At 33.6% G+C, this 16,243-nt stretch carries 22 protein-coding genes; all 22 read left to right on the top strand.

The genetic code is table 11. The annotated features are described in order from the left end of the window. Window positions 1-135 precede the first annotated feature (135 nt). Window positions 136-636: a sigma-70 family RNA polymerase sigma factor gene (locus JFU23_RS04815; RefSeq protein ID WP_085312005.1), complete on the top strand. Its 501-nt coding sequence runs from the start codon at window positions 136-138 to the stop codon at window positions 634-636. A 116-nt stretch (window positions 637-752) separates the two neighbouring features. Next, complete coding sequence (locus tag JFU23_RS04810; RefSeq protein ID WP_085312004.1) at window positions 753-929, top strand: HTH domain-containing protein; 177 nt, start codon at window positions 753-755, stop codon at window positions 927-929. 232 nt (window positions 930-1,161) lie between these two features. Next, a complete protein-coding gene (locus tag JFU23_RS04805) occupies window positions 1,162-1,347 on the top strand; it encodes a hypothetical protein (protein WP_000892960.1) in 186 nt (61 codons plus the stop codon). 17 nt (window positions 1,348-1,364) lie between these two features. Next, complete coding sequence (locus JFU23_RS04800) at window positions 1,365-1,856, top strand: hypothetical protein (RefSeq protein ID WP_000113634.1); 492 nt, start codon at window positions 1,365-1,367, stop codon at window positions 1,854-1,856. A 189-nt stretch (window positions 1,857-2,045) separates the two neighbouring features. Further along, the gene (gene terL / locus JFU23_RS04795; RefSeq protein ID WP_242483490.1) at window positions 2,046-3,293 is read left to right on the top strand and encodes a phage terminase large subunit; all 1,248 of its coding nucleotides are present in this window, start codon (window positions 2,046-2,048) and stop codon (window positions 3,291-3,293) included. 93 nt (window positions 3,294-3,386) lie between these two features. Further along, a complete protein-coding gene (locus JFU23_RS04790) occupies window positions 3,387-4,727 on the top strand; it encodes a phage portal protein (protein ID WP_085312002.1) in 1,341 nt (446 codons plus the stop codon). Between the two features lie 28 nt (window positions 4,728-4,755). Next, window positions 4,756-5,946, top strand: a complete 1,191-nt coding sequence (locus tag JFU23_RS04785; protein WP_085312001.1) for an XkdF-like putative serine protease domain-containing protein — start codon at window positions 4,756-4,758, stop codon at window positions 5,944-5,946. A gap of 20 nt (window positions 5,947-5,966) precedes the next feature. Continuing rightward, window positions 5,967-6,947, top strand: a complete 981-nt coding sequence (locus tag JFU23_RS04780; RefSeq protein ID WP_002169538.1) for a phage major capsid family protein — start codon at window positions 5,967-5,969, stop codon at window positions 6,945-6,947. A 16-nt stretch (window positions 6,948-6,963) separates the two neighbouring features. Continuing rightward, a complete protein-coding gene (locus JFU23_RS04775; RefSeq protein WP_000691127.1) occupies window positions 6,964-7,128 on the top strand; it encodes a YqbF domain-containing protein in 165 nt (54 codons plus the stop codon). Between the two features lie 13 nt (window positions 7,129-7,141). Then, window positions 7,142-7,675: a hypothetical protein gene (locus JFU23_RS04770; protein ID WP_002169537.1), complete on the top strand. Its 534-nt coding sequence runs from the start codon at window positions 7,142-7,144 to the stop codon at window positions 7,673-7,675. A 28-nt stretch (window positions 7,676-7,703) separates the two neighbouring features. Next, the gene (locus JFU23_RS04765; protein WP_002169536.1) at window positions 7,704-8,030 is read left to right on the top strand and encodes a hypothetical protein; all 327 of its coding nucleotides are present in this window, start codon (window positions 7,704-7,706) and stop codon (window positions 8,028-8,030) included. Between the two features lies 1 nt (window position 8,031). Further along, window positions 8,032-8,448 carry an HK97-gp10 family putative phage morphogenesis protein gene (locus JFU23_RS04760; RefSeq protein WP_002169535.1) on the top strand — a complete coding sequence of 139 codons (417 nt, stop codon included), beginning with the start codon at window positions 8,032-8,034 and terminating at the stop codon, window positions 8,446-8,448. Then, window positions 8,445-8,861: a hypothetical protein gene (locus JFU23_RS04755; protein WP_000208341.1), complete on the top strand. Its 417-nt coding sequence runs from the start codon at window positions 8,445-8,447 to the stop codon at window positions 8,859-8,861. Before JFU23_RS04760 ends, JFU23_RS04755 begins: the two co-directional genes overlap by 4 nt. A gap of 13 nt (window positions 8,862-8,874) precedes the next feature. Beyond that, window positions 8,875-9,471, top strand: a complete 597-nt coding sequence (locus JFU23_RS04750; protein WP_000118567.1) for a hypothetical protein — start codon at window positions 8,875-8,877, stop codon at window positions 9,469-9,471. A gap of 42 nt (window positions 9,472-9,513) precedes the next feature. Then, a complete protein-coding gene (locus tag JFU23_RS04745; RefSeq protein WP_000210326.1) occupies window positions 9,514-10,011 on the top strand; it encodes a hypothetical protein in 498 nt (165 codons plus the stop codon). Beyond that, the gene (locus JFU23_RS04740; RefSeq protein WP_002169534.1) at window positions 9,990-10,394 is read left to right on the top strand and encodes a hypothetical protein; all 405 of its coding nucleotides are present in this window, start codon (window positions 9,990-9,992) and stop codon (window positions 10,392-10,394) included. Before JFU23_RS04745 ends, JFU23_RS04740 begins: the two co-directional genes overlap by 22 nt. Window positions 10,395-10,424: 30 nt before the next feature. After that, window positions 10,425-12,809, top strand: coding sequence for a phage tail protein (locus tag JFU23_RS04735; RefSeq protein WP_201031498.1), 2,385 nt, complete (start codon window positions 10,425-10,427; stop codon window positions 12,807-12,809). After that, on the top strand, window positions 12,806-13,489 hold the full coding sequence (locus JFU23_RS04730) for a hypothetical protein (RefSeq protein WP_085311999.1): 684 nt from the start codon (window positions 12,806-12,808) through the stop codon (window positions 13,487-13,489). Before JFU23_RS04735 ends, JFU23_RS04730 begins: the two co-directional genes overlap by 4 nt. After that, window positions 13,486-15,030 carry a hypothetical protein gene (locus tag JFU23_RS04725; RefSeq protein WP_201031497.1) on the top strand — a complete coding sequence of 515 codons (1,545 nt, stop codon included), beginning with the start codon at window positions 13,486-13,488 and terminating at the stop codon, window positions 15,028-15,030. Before JFU23_RS04730 ends, JFU23_RS04725 begins: the two co-directional genes overlap by 4 nt. 10 nt (window positions 15,031-15,040) lie before the next feature. Beyond that, the gene (locus JFU23_RS04720; protein WP_085311997.1) at window positions 15,041-15,424 is read left to right on the top strand and encodes a hypothetical protein; all 384 of its coding nucleotides are present in this window, start codon (window positions 15,041-15,043) and stop codon (window positions 15,422-15,424) included. Between the two features lie 44 nt (window positions 15,425-15,468). Beyond that, entirely contained in the window at window positions 15,469-15,843 is a 375-nt protein-coding gene (locus JFU23_RS04715) for a Low copy number virion structural protein (protein ID WP_201031496.1), read from the top strand. A 13-nt stretch (window positions 15,844-15,856) separates the two neighbouring features. Then, window positions 15,857-16,234: a hypothetical protein gene (locus JFU23_RS04710; RefSeq protein WP_000006644.1), complete on the top strand. Its 378-nt coding sequence runs from the start codon at window positions 15,857-15,859 to the stop codon at window positions 16,232-16,234. Window positions 16,235-16,243: the final 9 nt, after the last annotated feature.

Here is a 16,243-nt window from a genome sequence, read left to right as displayed (position 1 = left end):
AGATAAATAGTATTAAGCAAGAGTTTTTTAATAATTTTAGTTTTTTGGTGAGAAAAAATAAATGGAAATTAAATGTAGATTTAGATGGTCTCTATTTTTAACAATTTTGCTTTGTTATAAGGGTGGGAATAGTATATGCGAGATTTAATTATCCAATATAAGGAAACGTTATGTAAGTTAGAGCGTGCCAAAATAAGTGCAAAAGAAGAAGAAATTAAAATATTAACGAGTATGATTAGTGATGTCACATATGCTTTGGAGTGGATGAAGAATGCAAAGATGCCGGGTAATCGTCGGGGAATAGAACGTAGAGCTGCTTACCAACGAGAAAAATCATATGATTCCTTGTTAATGCAAAGGTATTTTCGTAGTACTGATACAACATATGAATGGGATGATGAAAACAAGGAAAGTATCATTTCAGAATGGGAAAGAATAAAACTAGAAGATGCGCTCTCTACTTTGACAAAATATGAAAGAGAAATATATATCATGTCTAGAGGAAGAGGCATTACACAAGAGAAAATTGCTAAATATTTAAATGTTTCAAGAAGTACAATTAAAACGATTCTATATAGATCTGAAATAAAAATTGCTAAACAAGTAAGAGAAAGTCTTTTCTGCGAAAGTAGTTAAGGCTTTTTCTTATTTACAAACACATTCTTGTCACCATAGTGCCACCTATAAATAGATAGTAATAAAATAAGTTCAAATGAAATATAAAAAATGAAGAATGGATACTAGCAAAAAGAATGAGTAACTCGCAGAATATCTATAAATTAATCATGTCAAGAGGAAGAGGCATTACACAAGAGAAAATTGCTAAATATTTAAATGTTTCAAGAAGTACAATTAAAACGATTCTATATAGATCTGAAATAAAAATTGCTAAACAAGTAAGAGAAAGTCTTTTCTGCGAAAGTAGTTAAGGCTTTTTTTATTTGCAAATACATTCTTGTCACCATAGTGCCACCTATAAATAGATAGTAATTAAATAAGTTTAAATGAAATATAAAAAATGAAGAATGGATACTAGCAAAAAGAATGAGTAATTCGAAGGGTATCTATAAATTAAATGAGAAATTTTAAAAATGACGGCATCTTTTTATTTACTACAAAATAGGCAGTAGTACATGAAAAACTAAAGAAGGATGCGATTAGATGTTAGAACAAGATATAGATACAATGCCAATATGTTCAATTTGCCTTGAAAAATGTTTATGGGTTTTGAAATTTCCAATCACAATTCAGTATTGTGAACAAATGTTAATTCGTGAGGTAGTTGACGACAATATAACAACAATATGTATTGAGTGTTTAGAAAAAGAAGTACAAATGATGAGTTAAAATGGGAGGGACTGCTAGTGGCGCGACCAATGAAATTGAATGATGAGCTGATAAATAGGTTGACTCAATATATTAAAGTAGGGAATTATATTGAAACCGCATGTGCGTTAGTTGGAATTAGTAGAAGTATAGTTTATGTTTGGTTAAAACAAGGGCGTAGAGCAATTGAAACAAGTGAAAAGACAGGTGAAGTAGTACCGAGAAAAGATAAGATTTATGTAAAGTTAGTCATGGAAATTGATCAGGCATTAGCATTTAGTGAAGCGAGAGACGTTGAAACAATTGGGGAGCATGCAAAATCTAATTGGAAAGCTGCAGCATGGAGATTAGAAAGAAAATTCCCAACTAAATGGGGAAGAAAAGATCAATTGCAAGCAAACGTAAATCATTCAGGAGAAATGAAAGTAGAGCATAATAAAATGGCTATGAAAATTGGGTGTGATGAGGAAATGCTTGATTTAGCTATGAAATTATTTGAGAAAGTTCAAGGAGGAGAATTACAATCATGACACGGATGAATGTGCACAAGTTAATAGATGAAAATACATTTAAGGAATTGGCAAAAGTGAACTACCCCTTTCTATGTTCAGTATACACATAAGGGATTCTATAAACATGCAAAGCACACAAAATTAATAACAAAGATTTGCCAAGATTTAATTGAAGAGAAATTATCGACTAATAGATTAATGGTGTTTATGCCACCTAGGCATTCAAAATCACAGTCTATAACAGAAACATTGCCAAGTTGGTATTTAGGAAATTACCCAAATAGGAGAGTTATAGAGGTATCTTATGCATCAAGTTTAGCTGAAAAGTTTGGTAGAAGAAATCGTACTAAAATTGAAGAGTTTGGTAAAGAAATATTTAACATTAGAATTGATGAGCGGCAAGGTTCCGTAACAGATTGGGCACTACATAACCACTCTGGTGGAATGTTGTCTGTAGGAGTTGGTGGTTCGATTACAGGGGAAGGAGCAGATTTATTAATTATTGATGACCCTATTAAAAATCGCCAAGAGGCCGAATCAATTACATACCGAAATAGACTATGGGATGAATGGGAAGATACTTTATCTACACGTTTACAAAAAGGTGCAAAGGTAATTCTAATTTTGACGCGATGGCATGAGGACGATTTAGCTGGTAGATTGTTAGAGAAAGAACAGGAGAAATGGACTGTGTTATCAATTCCTGCTATAGCAGAGTCAAGGGATGATCCATTGAACAGAGAAATAGGAAGAGGCTTATGGGTTGAACACTATGGCCAAAATTATTATGAAGATAAAAAGAAGTTTTCCTCTGCACGCTCATGGTTATCTTTATGGCAACAAAAACCATCAAGTGATATAGGGAATATTTTCAAAAGGCACTGGTTTCAATATTATGATGTATTACCAAATTGGGAACAATTTGATCAAATTATTACTTCCTGGGATATGGCTTTTGATAACACTACAAATAAAAGTTCCTTTGTGGTTGGGCAGATTTGGGGGAAAATAGATGGGGACAAATATTTAATTGATCAAGTGAGGGCGCAAATGAATTTCCTAGAAACAAAGAAAGCATTTGTTGTTTTTCATAATAAATATGAGTCAATTCTTCGGAATTCTGGGTTTAAAAAGTCCATTCCGAAATTAGTTGAAAAAAAAGCAAATGGTCCAGCTATTATTAGTTCATTGAAGAATGAAATAAGTGGAATTATTCCTATAAATCCACAGGGTTCAAAAGAAACACGTGCTGAGGCGATATCCCCTGAATTTCAATCTGGGAATGTATATATACCTAATCCTAAAATACAATCCTGGGTATATGATTATATAGATGAATTAGCTTCTTTCCCATCTGGTAAGCATAATGATCAAGTAGATACAACGTCACAAGCCTTAGAATACTTTTTTACTAAGCAAAAAAAAATAATGGGTGGAAAAATAAAAAGAGTTTAGCTGAACATGTATTGTTCAGCTTTTTTGTATTGGTAAAGTTTTTATGAAATACATTGAATAAATGATTTGTATATGAAAGGGGGCGTAGGTTTTATGGCTGAGAAGAAAGCAATTAAGAATGTGAAAGTACTTAAATTACAAAATCGTGAGATGAATTTACGGAATGAGGAACTGCAAAGTAAACAAATGACAATTGATCCATTTGCACAAGTGTACGGTGACAAAGAACTAGTAAAGCCTCCATATGATATGCAAGTATTATTAAATTTGAGAGAAAGTAACCCTATTCACTCGGCATGTATTAGTGCAAAAGTAAATGATATTGCTGGTATAGGATTTGACTTTGCACCGCTAGATGAAGTGACAGAGGCAAATCAAGAACAATATAAAGAATTAAAGCGTTTTATGAGATATTGCAACAATGAAATGACAAGTAGCGAAATACTTAGGGCAGTTTGGGAGGATTATGAAACTGTAGGTTGGGGAATTATAGAAGTTGTTCGTAATTTGAAAGGAGAACCAGCGCAGCTTCATCATATTCCAGCACATACGGTACGTGCGCACAAAGATAAGATTCGATTTGCACAGATTGTAAATAATGAGGAGAGATGGTTTAAAAGATTTAGTTATCCATATGATTTTAGGTTGATAGATGGAGAAATGATTAGTGATAGCTTAGATGAAAACTCGTTATTAGACACTGAAGAAAAAGCTGGTGAAGTTATTGTAATTCGTAAATTTGGTTCTAGATCATCATACTATGGTATTCCGGATTATGTGAGTTCAATTGGTTCCATTGTAGGATCACAAGCTGTAAGAGATTACAATATTAATTATTTTACTGGTAAAACAATTCCAGATGCTGTTTTGTTTGTTGAGGGTGTTGATGAAATAGATGATTCAGTTGAAAGAGAATTAAAAACTTTTTTCTCTGTCGAAACAAAAGGAGAACATCATAAGTTAGCAGTTGTTCCTGTTCCTGAAGGAGCAAAAGCTCGCTTAGAGAAATTAGGGCCAGATGTCAAAGAAGCGAGCTTTCGTTTATATCGTCAAGATAATGCCATGGAAATTTGTATAGCTCATCGGGTGCCACCATATAGGATTGGTTGGGCTATGACAGGATCACTTGGGCAGACGACAGCAAAAGAAATGAATGAAATGTATAAACGATCAATTATTGAACCAGGTCAACAAATTTTAGAACATCGATTAAATACACAATTATTTAAAGAGTTTACAGGAACATTAGGGGAATTGGACTGGCAGTTTCAATTAAATGAAATTGATACGGATGATCGAGCGAGTGATATGCAATATGCAATAGATGGATACGACAAGAGTATATTAACAAGAAATGAATGCCGAAAAGTCATTGGATACGAACCAGTTCTAGAAGGAGATAAATTTTTAAATGAAGATTCAAATTCGATTTAGTAGTCTTGCTAGAAAGTAGGAATATATTATGCCAAATGAATTGAAAAATGTAGAAATTAATTATGTTTCATTAGTAACAAAAGGGGCTAACGGTAGGCCATTTGCAATTATGAAGGGTATGAACATGAATGGCTCTAATGTTTTGAAAAATGTTCCTATTTTAAAGAGGGAAGATGAAAAACAACTTGTAACAGGGGTTGTTTATGAACCCAATATAGAAGATGCACATGGTGATATCATGACGGCTGAAGAAATTGAAAGAGCGGCTTATAATTTTTTAGAAAAATATAGATACATAGATAAAAACCATGACGAGTTGGCAGGAAAAGGAACAGTAGTAGAAAGCTGGATTACTAAAAATAATACGGTTGTTGGAAAACAAAATATTAAAAAAGGAACATGGCTTATGACTGTTCGAGTAGACGATAGTGAAACATGGAAAGAAATTAAAAAAGGGAAAATCACAGGCTTTTCGATGGGAGGGGTTGGAGAAAGAATGCAGATGCCACAAATGGATGAGTTTACACAAGATGAGAAAGGTGTAATTCGTAAGATGTTTAGTTTTTTTAAGTCACATTGTGACGAGGAACAAACTCAGGAGATGGATAATCAGTCATTAAATAATAAACATAACTCTAAGATGCAAAAGGTATTTAATTTGTTTGAAGATGTATTTTATGTTGGGATTTGGGAGGGAAATGTAGATATTAAGCGTATGGTTTCCACCTTAGATGAAATGAAGGACATTTTAAATACAATGAAGGGTGGTGATACAGATTTCTCACCGGAAGATATTACAATTAATTCCATAAATGAAGCGGGCACAATCTTATATAAGAAAAATGATAAAAAATTTGATGAAATGATTTCTTTGATGAACCAAATTAAAGAAAATAAGCTGCAAAAAAACATAGACCAAAATTTAGATGAAATTAAAGACATTGTAAAGAGAGAAATGGGTCCTTTTCTCGAGAGGTTACAGGAGTTGGAAGAACAGTTAAATAAAGAACTTGAGTCAACTCATGATACTAATGAATTAGGAAATGACAGAGAATCTAAAAAGACTAGTGAATTTATTCAGAAGGTAATAGATCCCATTTCAAAGAGACTTGAAGTAATTGAGCAATCAGCACAGGTTCGTAAAAGTCTTGGGGCCGATGCCAAACCAACAAATGAGATGAGAAAACCAGTAAATAAATGGGTAGGATTAGATCTATAAAGATAAGGAGAAATGAATCTATGAATAATAAAGAATTATTAGCACGTATTGAACGAATTGAAAAGAGTACAATGACAACGGGAGGAATGAAAGCGGGGCTATTATATCCGGAACAAAGTAAAGAATTTTTCCGAATGGTATTTGATGCAACTCCATTTTCTCAATTGCATCGCAAAGAGATTCGTAAAGCGAAAAAAGGTGAATTAGATAAAATTGCAATCGGTGGTCGAATTTTACGTAGGAAAATGGAAAATAGTGATGATGGCTATCGAGCAGGTGTAGAAACGTCGAAAGTTGAATATGATACAGTTTCTATTCGTTTACCATGGGAGATAACGGAGGAGCTACTTCGAGAAAATATCGAAGGTGAAGGATATGAAGATACTGTTATGACATTAATGTCAACTCAGTTAGGTATTGACCTTGAAGATCTGCATTGGAATGGGGATGTAACTTCAGAGGACCCATTTCTTCAAATTAATGATGGCTGGTTAAAACTAATTAAACAATCAAGTAAATCTCATATTGTCGATCATTTTAAATTAGTGACGGGAACGGGAGATGCTGAAGCTAGCGCCGGGTTTAGTAAAGACTCAATCTTTAATTTATCTAAGGCGATGCCTAATAAATATAAAAATGAAGGTTTAAAGTGGATTATGTCACCTGCTCGTAGAGAGAAGTGGATTGAATATTTAACAACTCGTTCAACTGGCTTAGGCGATGCTGCATTATTAGGTGCAGGGGATCAAGTTAATAAGCCGTTGGGGTATGAGATTGTCACAGTTCCTTCTCTTCAAGATGATGTAATTATTTTTGCAGATCCTAAAAACTTTATTGCGGTAAATACGTATGACACGCGAGTTCGTAAGACTGTAGAAGGTAAATCTGCTGTTATGGAAGATAAGCGATTCTATGTAATTCATTTGGATGATGATGCAGTTATTCAAGAAATGGACGCAGTAGCAATTCTTACTAATATACCTGATAAATTTGGGAATTAAGTAAGGTAATTTGCATATGAAGATTATAGAATTAAAATTAGGCGGTACATATACTGCATATGGCTATACTTTTTTTAACGGAGTAAAGGAAAAGGTTGCAAATGAAAAAGCAAACTATTTACTGAGTACAGGACATTTTAAGTTAATAGATAGTATAGAGGTTAAAAAGAAAGAGAAGTAAAAGAGGTGGAAGGATGGAAATTACTGTACAGGACATAAAGAACAGGGTGAATGTTCAACGAATGCCCGATACGGTAATCCAGGAGCTCATTAGTCAATATGAATTGATTACTAAAAACTATTTGAGGAGTAAGCCAAGTAACCCAATGAAAGAGAAAGTTAGAACAAGTAAATTGGCTTGGCTTTCTTTTCGAGCAGAAAATTTGAACAAGGTAATCCATATTGGTTCTGGAGAAGAAGTTACCAATTCAGTTTTTTCTGATGGTTGCACTGTATATGGTTTAAGTGAGAATCAATTATATGAATTTGAGTATACAATACAAGATTATGATGGGCTTTTGACTTTAATGAAAAAATGCATCATCGATATGACGTGCTATGCGGTAATTCGAACAAATCTACAATATGAAAATATGAAAAAATCAGCAAATATCGGAGATTATTCATATGAAATAAATATTGAATCGCTAGATGAGGAAACTGTTAATAAAAAGGTTTTAAAAGTATTAAAAAAATACCGAAGTAGAAACCCTTTAATAGCATTATGAATGAAAGAATAGGCTGTGAACATTAGATATGGAAGAATTATATATACATGAAGTAACTGTGAAAAGGAATCAAAAGGTAAAACAGCCGGCAGGAAATTTTAAAGAAGAGCCTGTCATTGTTTATGAAAGAATGAAGTGTCGTGTAACAACACACACAGCGGTAGATAATGAAAGGTTAAAAAGAAATAAACAAAATTTTGAGCCGAATTTTAAAATTTATACTTCTGCAGAACATAACATCCATACAAATGATGTAATCTATTTTCATGATTATGTATTTGAGGTAAGAGGAGAACCAAGAAATCCATCATTTTTAAATCACCATATTGAATTGTATTGTGAGTTGTTGGAGTAAAATGACGAATACATCGGAATTCATGGTTACACGTAATGTAGAACAGGTTAAAGAACAACTTGATAAAATAATGGTAGAAAGAATTATAAGTGCTTGTAATCAACTTCAACGAGAAATGAAACAAACAGTATCAGGTAGTCACAATGGTGTGAAGTATAAAATTCCACGATCGAGTCGCACATATATTGCTTCAAAACCAGGAGAGACATTTGCTTCTAGAACGGGAGAATTACAAGATTCCATTAAATATGGCTTACATATTACAGATACTGAAGTAGTAGGAACGATTGGAAGTCAATTAAAAAGAGCGGTGTATGTCGAAAATGGTACAAGTACTGTAGAAGCCCGACCTTTTTTCTTAAAAACGTTTGAAAAAGAGCGTGGGGAATTAAAAAGGACATTGGGAGGAGAACAATGACGACAAAAGCGATTGCAACAATCAGAAATATTATTGAAAAAGATACAATTGTGCAAAGTAACCTATCGAAATATGAAGGAGAGCCCGCTCTTACATTTCAAACTGCACAAAAAGATATGAAAATGCCTTATGCGGTAATGAGAATTGAATCTAATAATCCGGATGATATAGAGGTAATTGATCGGATGATCCTCACTTTTGATATATATTGTGGCCAAGGTGATTATGAAAAAGCGGATGTAATTTCAAGGCGAATAGAACATTTGTTAGACAGAGAAGCGGGATTGTTAAGAGATTCTGGTATTATTACAATTCATCGAGCAGGCAGTGTTGCAGTTCCGGATGAAGATCCATCAATTATTCATATTAGTATTAAGTTTCTTGTACGGGTAGGAAGAATGGAATTATATTAAGGAGGGGAAAAAAATGAGTTGGAAGCTTATTAATGGTGTACGTGAGGGTACAACTGATAATTTTGTTATTGGACCGGGTGTAATGTATAAAGGTTTTAAAAGTGTAAAAGACCTAGGTGAGATGTTAGGAGCTACTACAGGTGGCTGTAAAGTGGGGTTTACTAGAGAATACTATGATGCTGATATTGATGGTGTTTTAGGAAAACTAGTTCGCGGAAAATGGCTATTAAAAGATGAACCACATATGGAGGTTACACTTGTAGAATTTACGAAAGAAAATTTAGAGTTAGCTCTACCAGGCGTAGATGTAGATAGTACGACTGATAACGATTATAACATTGTAAAACCAACCAATGAAATTAAAGACACAAGTTATAGTGATATTGCAATAGTAGGTGTAGTTTCAGGAAGTGATATTCCGGTTATTTTTGTTATCCGAAATGCAATGGTTGTTTCTTCTGTAGAAATTGATTTAAAAGATGGTAAAGGAACTGTAGGACTTAAATGCAAATTTATTGGTCATTATAGCGAAAGTTCGCCTAATACACCCCCTTATGAAATTTATTTACCAAAGAAAAAAGCACCTAAATTACCTACAACAAGTAAATAAGTTGTAGGTTTTATTTTTAGGTCATAAAAGGAGATATTAAATATGACAACAATGCTAGAAAAAATGATGCATAATAGTACAGAAATTACAATTTCAGGTCAGAAGATGAAGATGAGACGTTTAAATGTAAAAGATGTTTGGCGTTTTACTAAGATTATTTCTAAAGTTGGTCGTCATGCAATGACTGATTTTATGGAGTTTGGGAAAGAAAAGAATGAAATCGATGAAAAAATCCAATTGGCCCAAATGAATGAAGAGCAACAAGAACAGTTAAATGAAATTGAAAAACAAAAAAAAGAAAAGGGTTTAGAGTTTGTCTTTCAATTATTGTCTATGATTCCGGAATGTGAAGATGAGTTTTCGGAATTTTTCTCTAGTCTATTACAGATTAAGCGTGAAGAATTCGATCAGTTACCACCAGAAGCCATGGTAGCAGTTATTGAAGGATTATTAGAAAGTGAAGATTTAATGTCTTTTTTCAATCAGGTCAAAGGTCTAATCAAATCTCAAAGTCTCAAATGGAACAAACAAGAAATGTAGAAAATGACTCTGATAAATACATAGAAGAAACAGAGCAAAATATGCTAAGGGCTTTTGATAAAGTCCAAAAACGGTATGGATGGACAGATGATTATGTCTTATCCATACCATATTCTCGTTTAATGGACTTATTTTCTTTTATTAGTCAGGAAGAGCAGCAAGAAGAATTAAATGAATGGAAAAAGATGGCCTTTATCGGATTTCAAACAAGGCAATTAGAAGAAGGAACAACTTTTCATGACTATTTGCAAGCTTTTGGACTTACGGAATCTACGTCGGATAGGGAAGAAAATGAGACTATGGAAGTTTGGTCCAAAGAGGAATGTATCGACCATGCAAATAAGCTGATTTCAGAGTTTCAGTTTGAAGACGATAAGGAATAAAAAACTTCCTAGTTAGAAAGGGGGGAGTGAATGTTTACAGAAGTATTCCAGTTGTTCGGTACAATTGGAATTAAAGCAGATGAAGCTTATAAGGATTTAGCAAAGTTTGAGGAAAGTTTACAAAAGGCTTCTAAGAACATACAAGAAAAATTTCAAAAACCAGCAGAAGTACTTAATCAAATAAATGGCCAAATTCAAAAATTTGGTAGCGGGGCGACCAATGTTTTTGGGAAGATTGGTAACAAAGCGGATCAGGCATATAAAGGTGTAGAAAAGTTTGAAGAGAGAGTGCAAAAAGCCTCTAATACAATGCAAGAAAAAATCCAAAAATCAGCAGATTCTCTTGGGAATATTAGCAAGCAAATGCAAACGTTTGGTGACACTATTTCAAATAAAGTCACAAAACCGATAGAACAAGTCAATAGCAAAGCTTTACAATTTGCTAACGATTTGGAAGGTTCTCAAAAAAAACTACAGGATATGCTTGGGTTAACTGAAAAAGATGCAAAGAGTTTGGCTGGAACTATTCAACCTATCGCTCAACAAGTCGTGAAGATTTCCAATATAGTAATACCATCGTTGAAGCAAACGGTTGAGTTAATCAAATCTGTTTCTAGTCTTATATCTAAGGCGAGTGAAATCATTGGTGGCCTTGTAAATATAGTTAAAACATTGATGCAAATACCGGGTGCAATTACGGCGATTATTAAAGATGCCTTAAAACTTATTAAAGTCTTTAGTGAGTTCGCACAGATATTGACTGGTCTTGGAAAATCAATGTTTTCATTAGTATTAAGCCCATGGGGCATTGCAATAATTGCAATGGTTGCTTTAGTATATGTGCTGTATAAAAATTGGGATTCAATTGTGAAATATACAAAGCAGGCAGTGCAATGGATCAGTGATATTTGTTCTAAAGCCTGGGATGCTATCGTTAAAGTTGCGAAGTCAGTATGGGATAGCTTGTCAAAGTTTTTCTCAAGTTTTTGGGAAGGAACAAAAAAAGTATTCCAATCTGCGGTATCGTTTATAGATAAAATACTTAGCGGGGCATGGAAAATAATTACTACTGTAATTACAATGTATATCAACATATGGAAAAAGACATTTGAAATTGGTTGGAATTTAATTAAAACGATATTTAATACAGTGCTAAATGTAATAAAAAGTGTTGTTAAGTTTGCTTTAGAATTTATTAAAAGCTATATTTCTACTGCTATTAAAATATGGCAAAGTATTTTTAAAACTGGCTGGGATATTATAAAAACAGTTTTTACGACGGTGCTAAACTTTTTGAAATCATTTATAAGTGGTGCATTTCAAGCAATTCGCAGCATAATTACGACTGTGATGAATGGAATAAAAACCGTCATTTCTACAGTGTGGAATGGAATAAAGGTAATTTTTACGACTGTATTAAACTTCTTAAAATCAGTTGTAAGTAGTGTGTTTCAAACAATTCATAGCATAATTACGACTGTAATGAATGGAATAAAAACGGTTGTTTCTACGATTTGGAATGTAATTAAAACAATTTTTATAACTGTATTAGAGTCCATAAAGAATTTTGTGGTTACAGCATTTCATTTTATAAAAAACACAATTACGACTGTAATGGATATCGTAAAGTCTATTATTGTAACCGCATGGAATTTTATTAAAGATACAATAATAGGTGCTGTTCGGACATTTGTTAACTTTGTGGTCGATAACTTTAATAAGATAAAAAACACAATATTTAGTGTTGTTGGTGCTATTAAAGATTTCATAGTAAGTAACTTTGCAGCAATTAAAAAAGCTATCTTCGGAGCGTTTGACGGCATTGTTGATACAGTAAAGGATGTATTTGGTAAAGTTGGTTCTATAGTTAAGGGGATAGCAAACGACGCTGTAAGCTGGGGGAAAGATATTATTGCTGGTATTGGTAAAGGTATGACATCTATGGCTGGCTGGGTTGTTGATAAAGCTAAAGGCGTTGTAGACGGAATACCAAAAGCAGTTAAAAGTTTCTTTGGTATAAAATCTCCTTCTCGTCTAATGATGGAGTACGGCGGATATATTACAGAAGGTCTTGGTGTAGGGATGGAAAAAATGATCCCGGCTGTGGACAAGGCTTCTGGATTGTTAAATAAAGCGGTTGTTCCACCGAAACCGATGCAACTAGTAACGGATGTATCTACCCGAATTGGACAAATGGGGGCATATTCTGCTGATATGATTGGAAAAGCTGCACATCCATTTGCTGGGCACTCTTCTGTTGAAAAGAAAACAGATAAAGGTGTTACAATTCAAAATGCTACATTCAAAGTTGCTGTTGAAAAATTGCAAACCGCAGAGGATTTTGTGAAAATGAGAAAATTACTACAAAACGTAGTTGCTGACGATCTAATGGGAATGGCGGTGCGTAATGTATGAGTATATTAAAAACATTGCATAGAAGAGCTGGTTCATATCATCTCTTTTGGGATGCTACAGAATTAAAAAGTACAATTAAATATACTATTAATTTTTCATGGCCTGGGACATATAATTTTTCTTTTATGTCCCAAGTTCCTATTGGTTCTGATGGTATGTTACCAGATAAATACTTTATTGTTCGAGTAAATGGTATTGAAAAATTTAGAGCAAGAGGTGCTTATGCCTGGGAAGCAAGAGAAATTTTCGTTGGTTCAGGGCCACAAACAATTGAGTTTACAACAAGTGGTTACAATTCCTCAGATGTTGCGTATATACGTGATGTTCATTATTATGCATTTGGCCATGTTCCTAACATTGCGATGATTGAGCAAACGAAAATGCCTAAATCCTTAGACGGATTAAAAACTCACAATGTTATGCATGGATATCCTCGTTACCAAAGTGCGGGGAATAAAGGATGTGAAGTAGAATTTACTGCTTTATTCAATGATATCAGTTATTGGCGTGAATTCATGAGGGAAATATATCGCCCTCATATTATTACAGGTGATTACGGTACCTACGGTGGTATAATACCGCCTAATGAAGTTGATGCAATACGTAAAGGAACGCTAGTAATAGCAAAGTGTAAATTAATATCTATGTCACAAGCAGGTATTGGAGTTGATGGAATGTGAGAGAAGGATCTATTTCTTTAATCAGAATGTTGGGGAGCTATTTCCAAGTGGGGAATAATGCTCCTAATTTAATTGTTTATATGAAAAAAAGAGAATCTTCTTCTTATGTACAAATACAACATCGTGTAATGAGCCTGGAAGTGCAAGAAAACGCAGATCAGTTCGCAAGTACATTTTCTATTACCTTTGCTAATGAATATGGACAAATGGCACCTGATAACTGGTATGGTAAGTTTTCTTCCATTCAAGAATGGTTTTACAACAGTGAAGTAACAAACACAAACCAACTATATCCGCAGACTGAGTTTAAGGTTTCTATCGGTTATGGTGAAGAAGCTTTACCGTATATACATGGTTTTGTATCTGACGTAAAGGTGAATGCCGAAAGCGGCACAATATCAGTTACCTGCACAACATCTTATAAAAAGGTTCTACAAAAATCAGTAATTCCAACGCCGGGATCAGATGAAATTGTTGCACCGACTGGAAATGTATATGATGTAGTGAAATTCTTCCTTGAAAAAGCAGGAGTTACATTACACGGAAGTAGGGTAAACATTCCTGGGACCAATGAAAGTTGGATTGTTGAAGGGGCAACTGGAAAGAGGTTTCAAAAGTGGGATGAAATTGTACGGGATATTATAGATACAACATTCCACTACATTAAACATGAACCAGATGGAAGTTGTACATTTATGAAAATGCCAGACTACGAAATTAACGAACTTGCCAAATTTAGTTTTAGAGAAGGGGAAAACCTTATCTCTTTAGATATGCAATTAACAGATCAGGACATTAGTAATAGTATTGTTATTAAATGTGGAGATTATGCTAATGGTTTTATTAATTCATTCTTACTTAAAAATGTCTCTTTAGGGGATTTGCGAGAGGAAATGATAGAAGTACCCTGGGCAACAACATTCTTTGCAAGAAGGGCAGTTGCTGCAGCTTATCATTTAAAAGCAATCCAGAAGTTCAGAACATTAACAGTAGCAGTCATTGGAGATCCAAGGATTCAATTATTCGATGTAATTTCTGTTTACAATAGAGATTCTGGGCAACAATGGAACTACTTTGTTAAAGGAATTAATACAATGATATCTGCAGATGATGGATTCTATCAAACTTTAGATTTATCTGTTAACTATGGGTATGAACCAGCTCCATATACAGATATAACTGGTATTACAGTAAATGTAGATACATTACGTTTAAAACTTTGGGATTGGGATGTAGAGGATGGCGATTTATTAAATATTTACTGTAATGATAAATTGATTGAAGAAAATTATTTCATCCGAAACAATCCGACGTATGTTGATATTCCGCTTGAATATGGCGTGAATATTATCGTATTTGAAGCAGTTCGGAACCCTAAAGGAATTCTTACAGGACGTTTGCAAGTACTAGATAAGCAAAATAATATCTTGTTTGATTATGGTTCGTTACCAGATTTATCATTTCCTCGGGTAAATCAAAACAAAGATCACTATTATATCCAACGACCAGCAAAAACTTGGTCTGTTACGAGGGTAAATTAGGGGTGATTCAATGATAATGCAAAAGAACTTATATGATCCTATTATGTATTTAATGAAAGGGTTAATTGATAGGGAATTTTACAGCGGTGGAAAACCGATGCCTGGTAACGATCCAAATGATGTTTTTAAAGAGGGTATGACCGAGGGGTATACACTGGTTCGTGATGGTGCTCGGTTATCGGCAGTTGATGGAGATAAATATCTGCACTACGATTTGGTTTTTAATGGACAAGCACTGCTTGAAAAGGTCCTTATATCCCATAAGATAACGGGTAAAAAGATGGAGATGCAACTAATTTATAACGCAAACAAACAATTAGATCGAGTACAACCAAGGCTTATTAATAAAGGTAGCGGTATGTTATCTGATTTACCAATTCCCGATGTGTCGTAATGATGCATGGGGATTTTTTAATACAATAAAAAGGGTGATTACCTTTGTTTGAAACAACTTATATAGCTGGTGGTCGATTAGATGCGCCATTTTATCCAACAAAAACCTTTCCGTATATGAAAGGTTTTATAATGGATTCTAAAGCATGGACAGAAGATAAGATGGAATACGTATTACCAATTGACATGGAGTTTTATGCCATTAGTGTGAGTAGTTCTATGTATGAAATCGATGATAAATGGTCGCTTATTGTAAATGACGGTATTGTCTGTGAGGATATTTATACAAAAAAAATACCAGAAGGTATAAGTCTTATGTCCTATATGCAATTAAAGGTTGGAGATAAAATTATTTTTAAATTTCATAACCAAGGAATTAATAATAAGCAAGTATGGATTGCTTTACAGTTTTTGAAGTAATTGGAGGGAGATTATGAGTTTTGCTGTAAATTATATGGCTGGTGGCCGATTAGATGCTCCATACTTTCCAACCAAAACGATTCCTTTTATAAAAGGAAGAAGGATAGGTGTTTATGAAAATATTCATCATAATGAATTTATAGCACCAGTTGATATGGAAATGATTGCATTTTCCATTGGTGCATCAAAATATAACGATAATGACTATTGGAATTTATATATTAATAATGAAAAAATAGCAGATGAAATTTATATGAAAGATGTTCCCGAAGGGTTTAATTTTTCTGTTGTTAAACAAATTCCTGCGAAAGCAATTATCCGTTTTGAATATATAAATAAATCTTTAGAGAAAAAAGCTATTTGGCTTAATTATCAATTTTTAAAAGATTAGGAGTGAAGT

The organism is Bacillus sp. TH50, assembly GCF_016650565.1.
GTDB lineage: Bacteria > Bacillota > Bacilli > Bacillales > Bacillaceae_G > Bacillus_A > Bacillus_A mycoides.
Note: the sequence above shows the minus strand (reverse complement) of the source record. Positions and strands in the feature narration are given on the sequence as shown.

What these genes read in the sequence shown, in the direction of transcription:
- JFU23_RS04770 (WP_002169537.1), top strand. Translation starts at nt 7,142, where the DNA reads ATGGAAATTACTGTACAGGACATAAAGAACAGGGTGAATGTTCAACGA.
- JFU23_RS04740 (WP_002169534.1), top strand. Translation starts at nt 9,990, where the DNA reads ATGGAACAAACAAGAAATGTAGAAAATGACTCTGATAAATACATAGAA.
- JFU23_RS04755 (WP_000208341.1), top strand. Translation starts at nt 8,445, where the DNA reads ATGACGACAAAAGCGATTGCAACAATCAGAAATATTATTGAAAAAGAT.
- JFU23_RS04805 (WP_000892960.1), top strand. Translation starts at nt 1,162, where the DNA reads ATGTTAGAACAAGATATAGATACAATGCCAATATGTTCAATTTGCCTT.
- terL (WP_242483490.1), top strand. Translation starts at nt 2,046, where the DNA reads ATGCCACCTAGGCATTCAAAATCACAGTCTATAACAGAAACATTGCCA.
- JFU23_RS04775 (WP_000691127.1), top strand. Translation starts at nt 6,964, where the DNA reads ATGAAGATTATAGAATTAAAATTAGGCGGTACATATACTGCATATGGC.
- JFU23_RS04790 (WP_085312002.1), top strand. Translation starts at nt 3,387, where the DNA reads ATGGCTGAGAAGAAAGCAATTAAGAATGTGAAAGTACTTAAATTACAA.
- JFU23_RS04730 (WP_085311999.1), top strand. Translation starts at nt 12,806, where the DNA reads ATGAGTATATTAAAAACATTGCATAGAAGAGCTGGTTCATATCATCTC.
- JFU23_RS04810 (WP_085312004.1), top strand. Translation starts at nt 753, where the DNA reads ATGAGTAACTCGCAGAATATCTATAAATTAATCATGTCAAGAGGAAGA.
- JFU23_RS04785 (WP_085312001.1), top strand. Translation starts at nt 4,756, where the DNA reads ATGCCAAATGAATTGAAAAATGTAGAAATTAATTATGTTTCATTAGTA.
- JFU23_RS04710 (WP_000006644.1), top strand. Translation starts at nt 15,857, where the DNA reads ATGAGTTTTGCTGTAAATTATATGGCTGGTGGCCGATTAGATGCTCCA.
- JFU23_RS04735 (WP_201031498.1), top strand. Translation starts at nt 10,425, where the DNA reads ATGTTTACAGAAGTATTCCAGTTGTTCGGTACAATTGGAATTAAAGCA.
- JFU23_RS04720 (WP_085311997.1), top strand. Translation starts at nt 15,041, where the DNA reads ATGATAATGCAAAAGAACTTATATGATCCTATTATGTATTTAATGAAA.
- JFU23_RS04760 (WP_002169535.1), top strand. Translation starts at nt 8,032, where the DNA reads ATGACGAATACATCGGAATTCATGGTTACACGTAATGTAGAACAGGTT.
- JFU23_RS04780 (WP_002169538.1), top strand. Translation starts at nt 5,967, where the DNA reads ATGAATAATAAAGAATTATTAGCACGTATTGAACGAATTGAAAAGAGT.
- JFU23_RS04745 (WP_000210326.1), top strand. Translation starts at nt 9,514, where the DNA reads ATGACAACAATGCTAGAAAAAATGATGCATAATAGTACAGAAATTACA.
- JFU23_RS04750 (WP_000118567.1), top strand. Translation starts at nt 8,875, where the DNA reads ATGAGTTGGAAGCTTATTAATGGTGTACGTGAGGGTACAACTGATAAT.
- JFU23_RS04765 (WP_002169536.1), top strand. Translation starts at nt 7,704, where the DNA reads ATGGAAGAATTATATATACATGAAGTAACTGTGAAAAGGAATCAAAAG.
- JFU23_RS04815 (WP_085312005.1), top strand. Translation starts at nt 136, where the DNA reads ATGCGAGATTTAATTATCCAATATAAGGAAACGTTATGTAAGTTAGAG.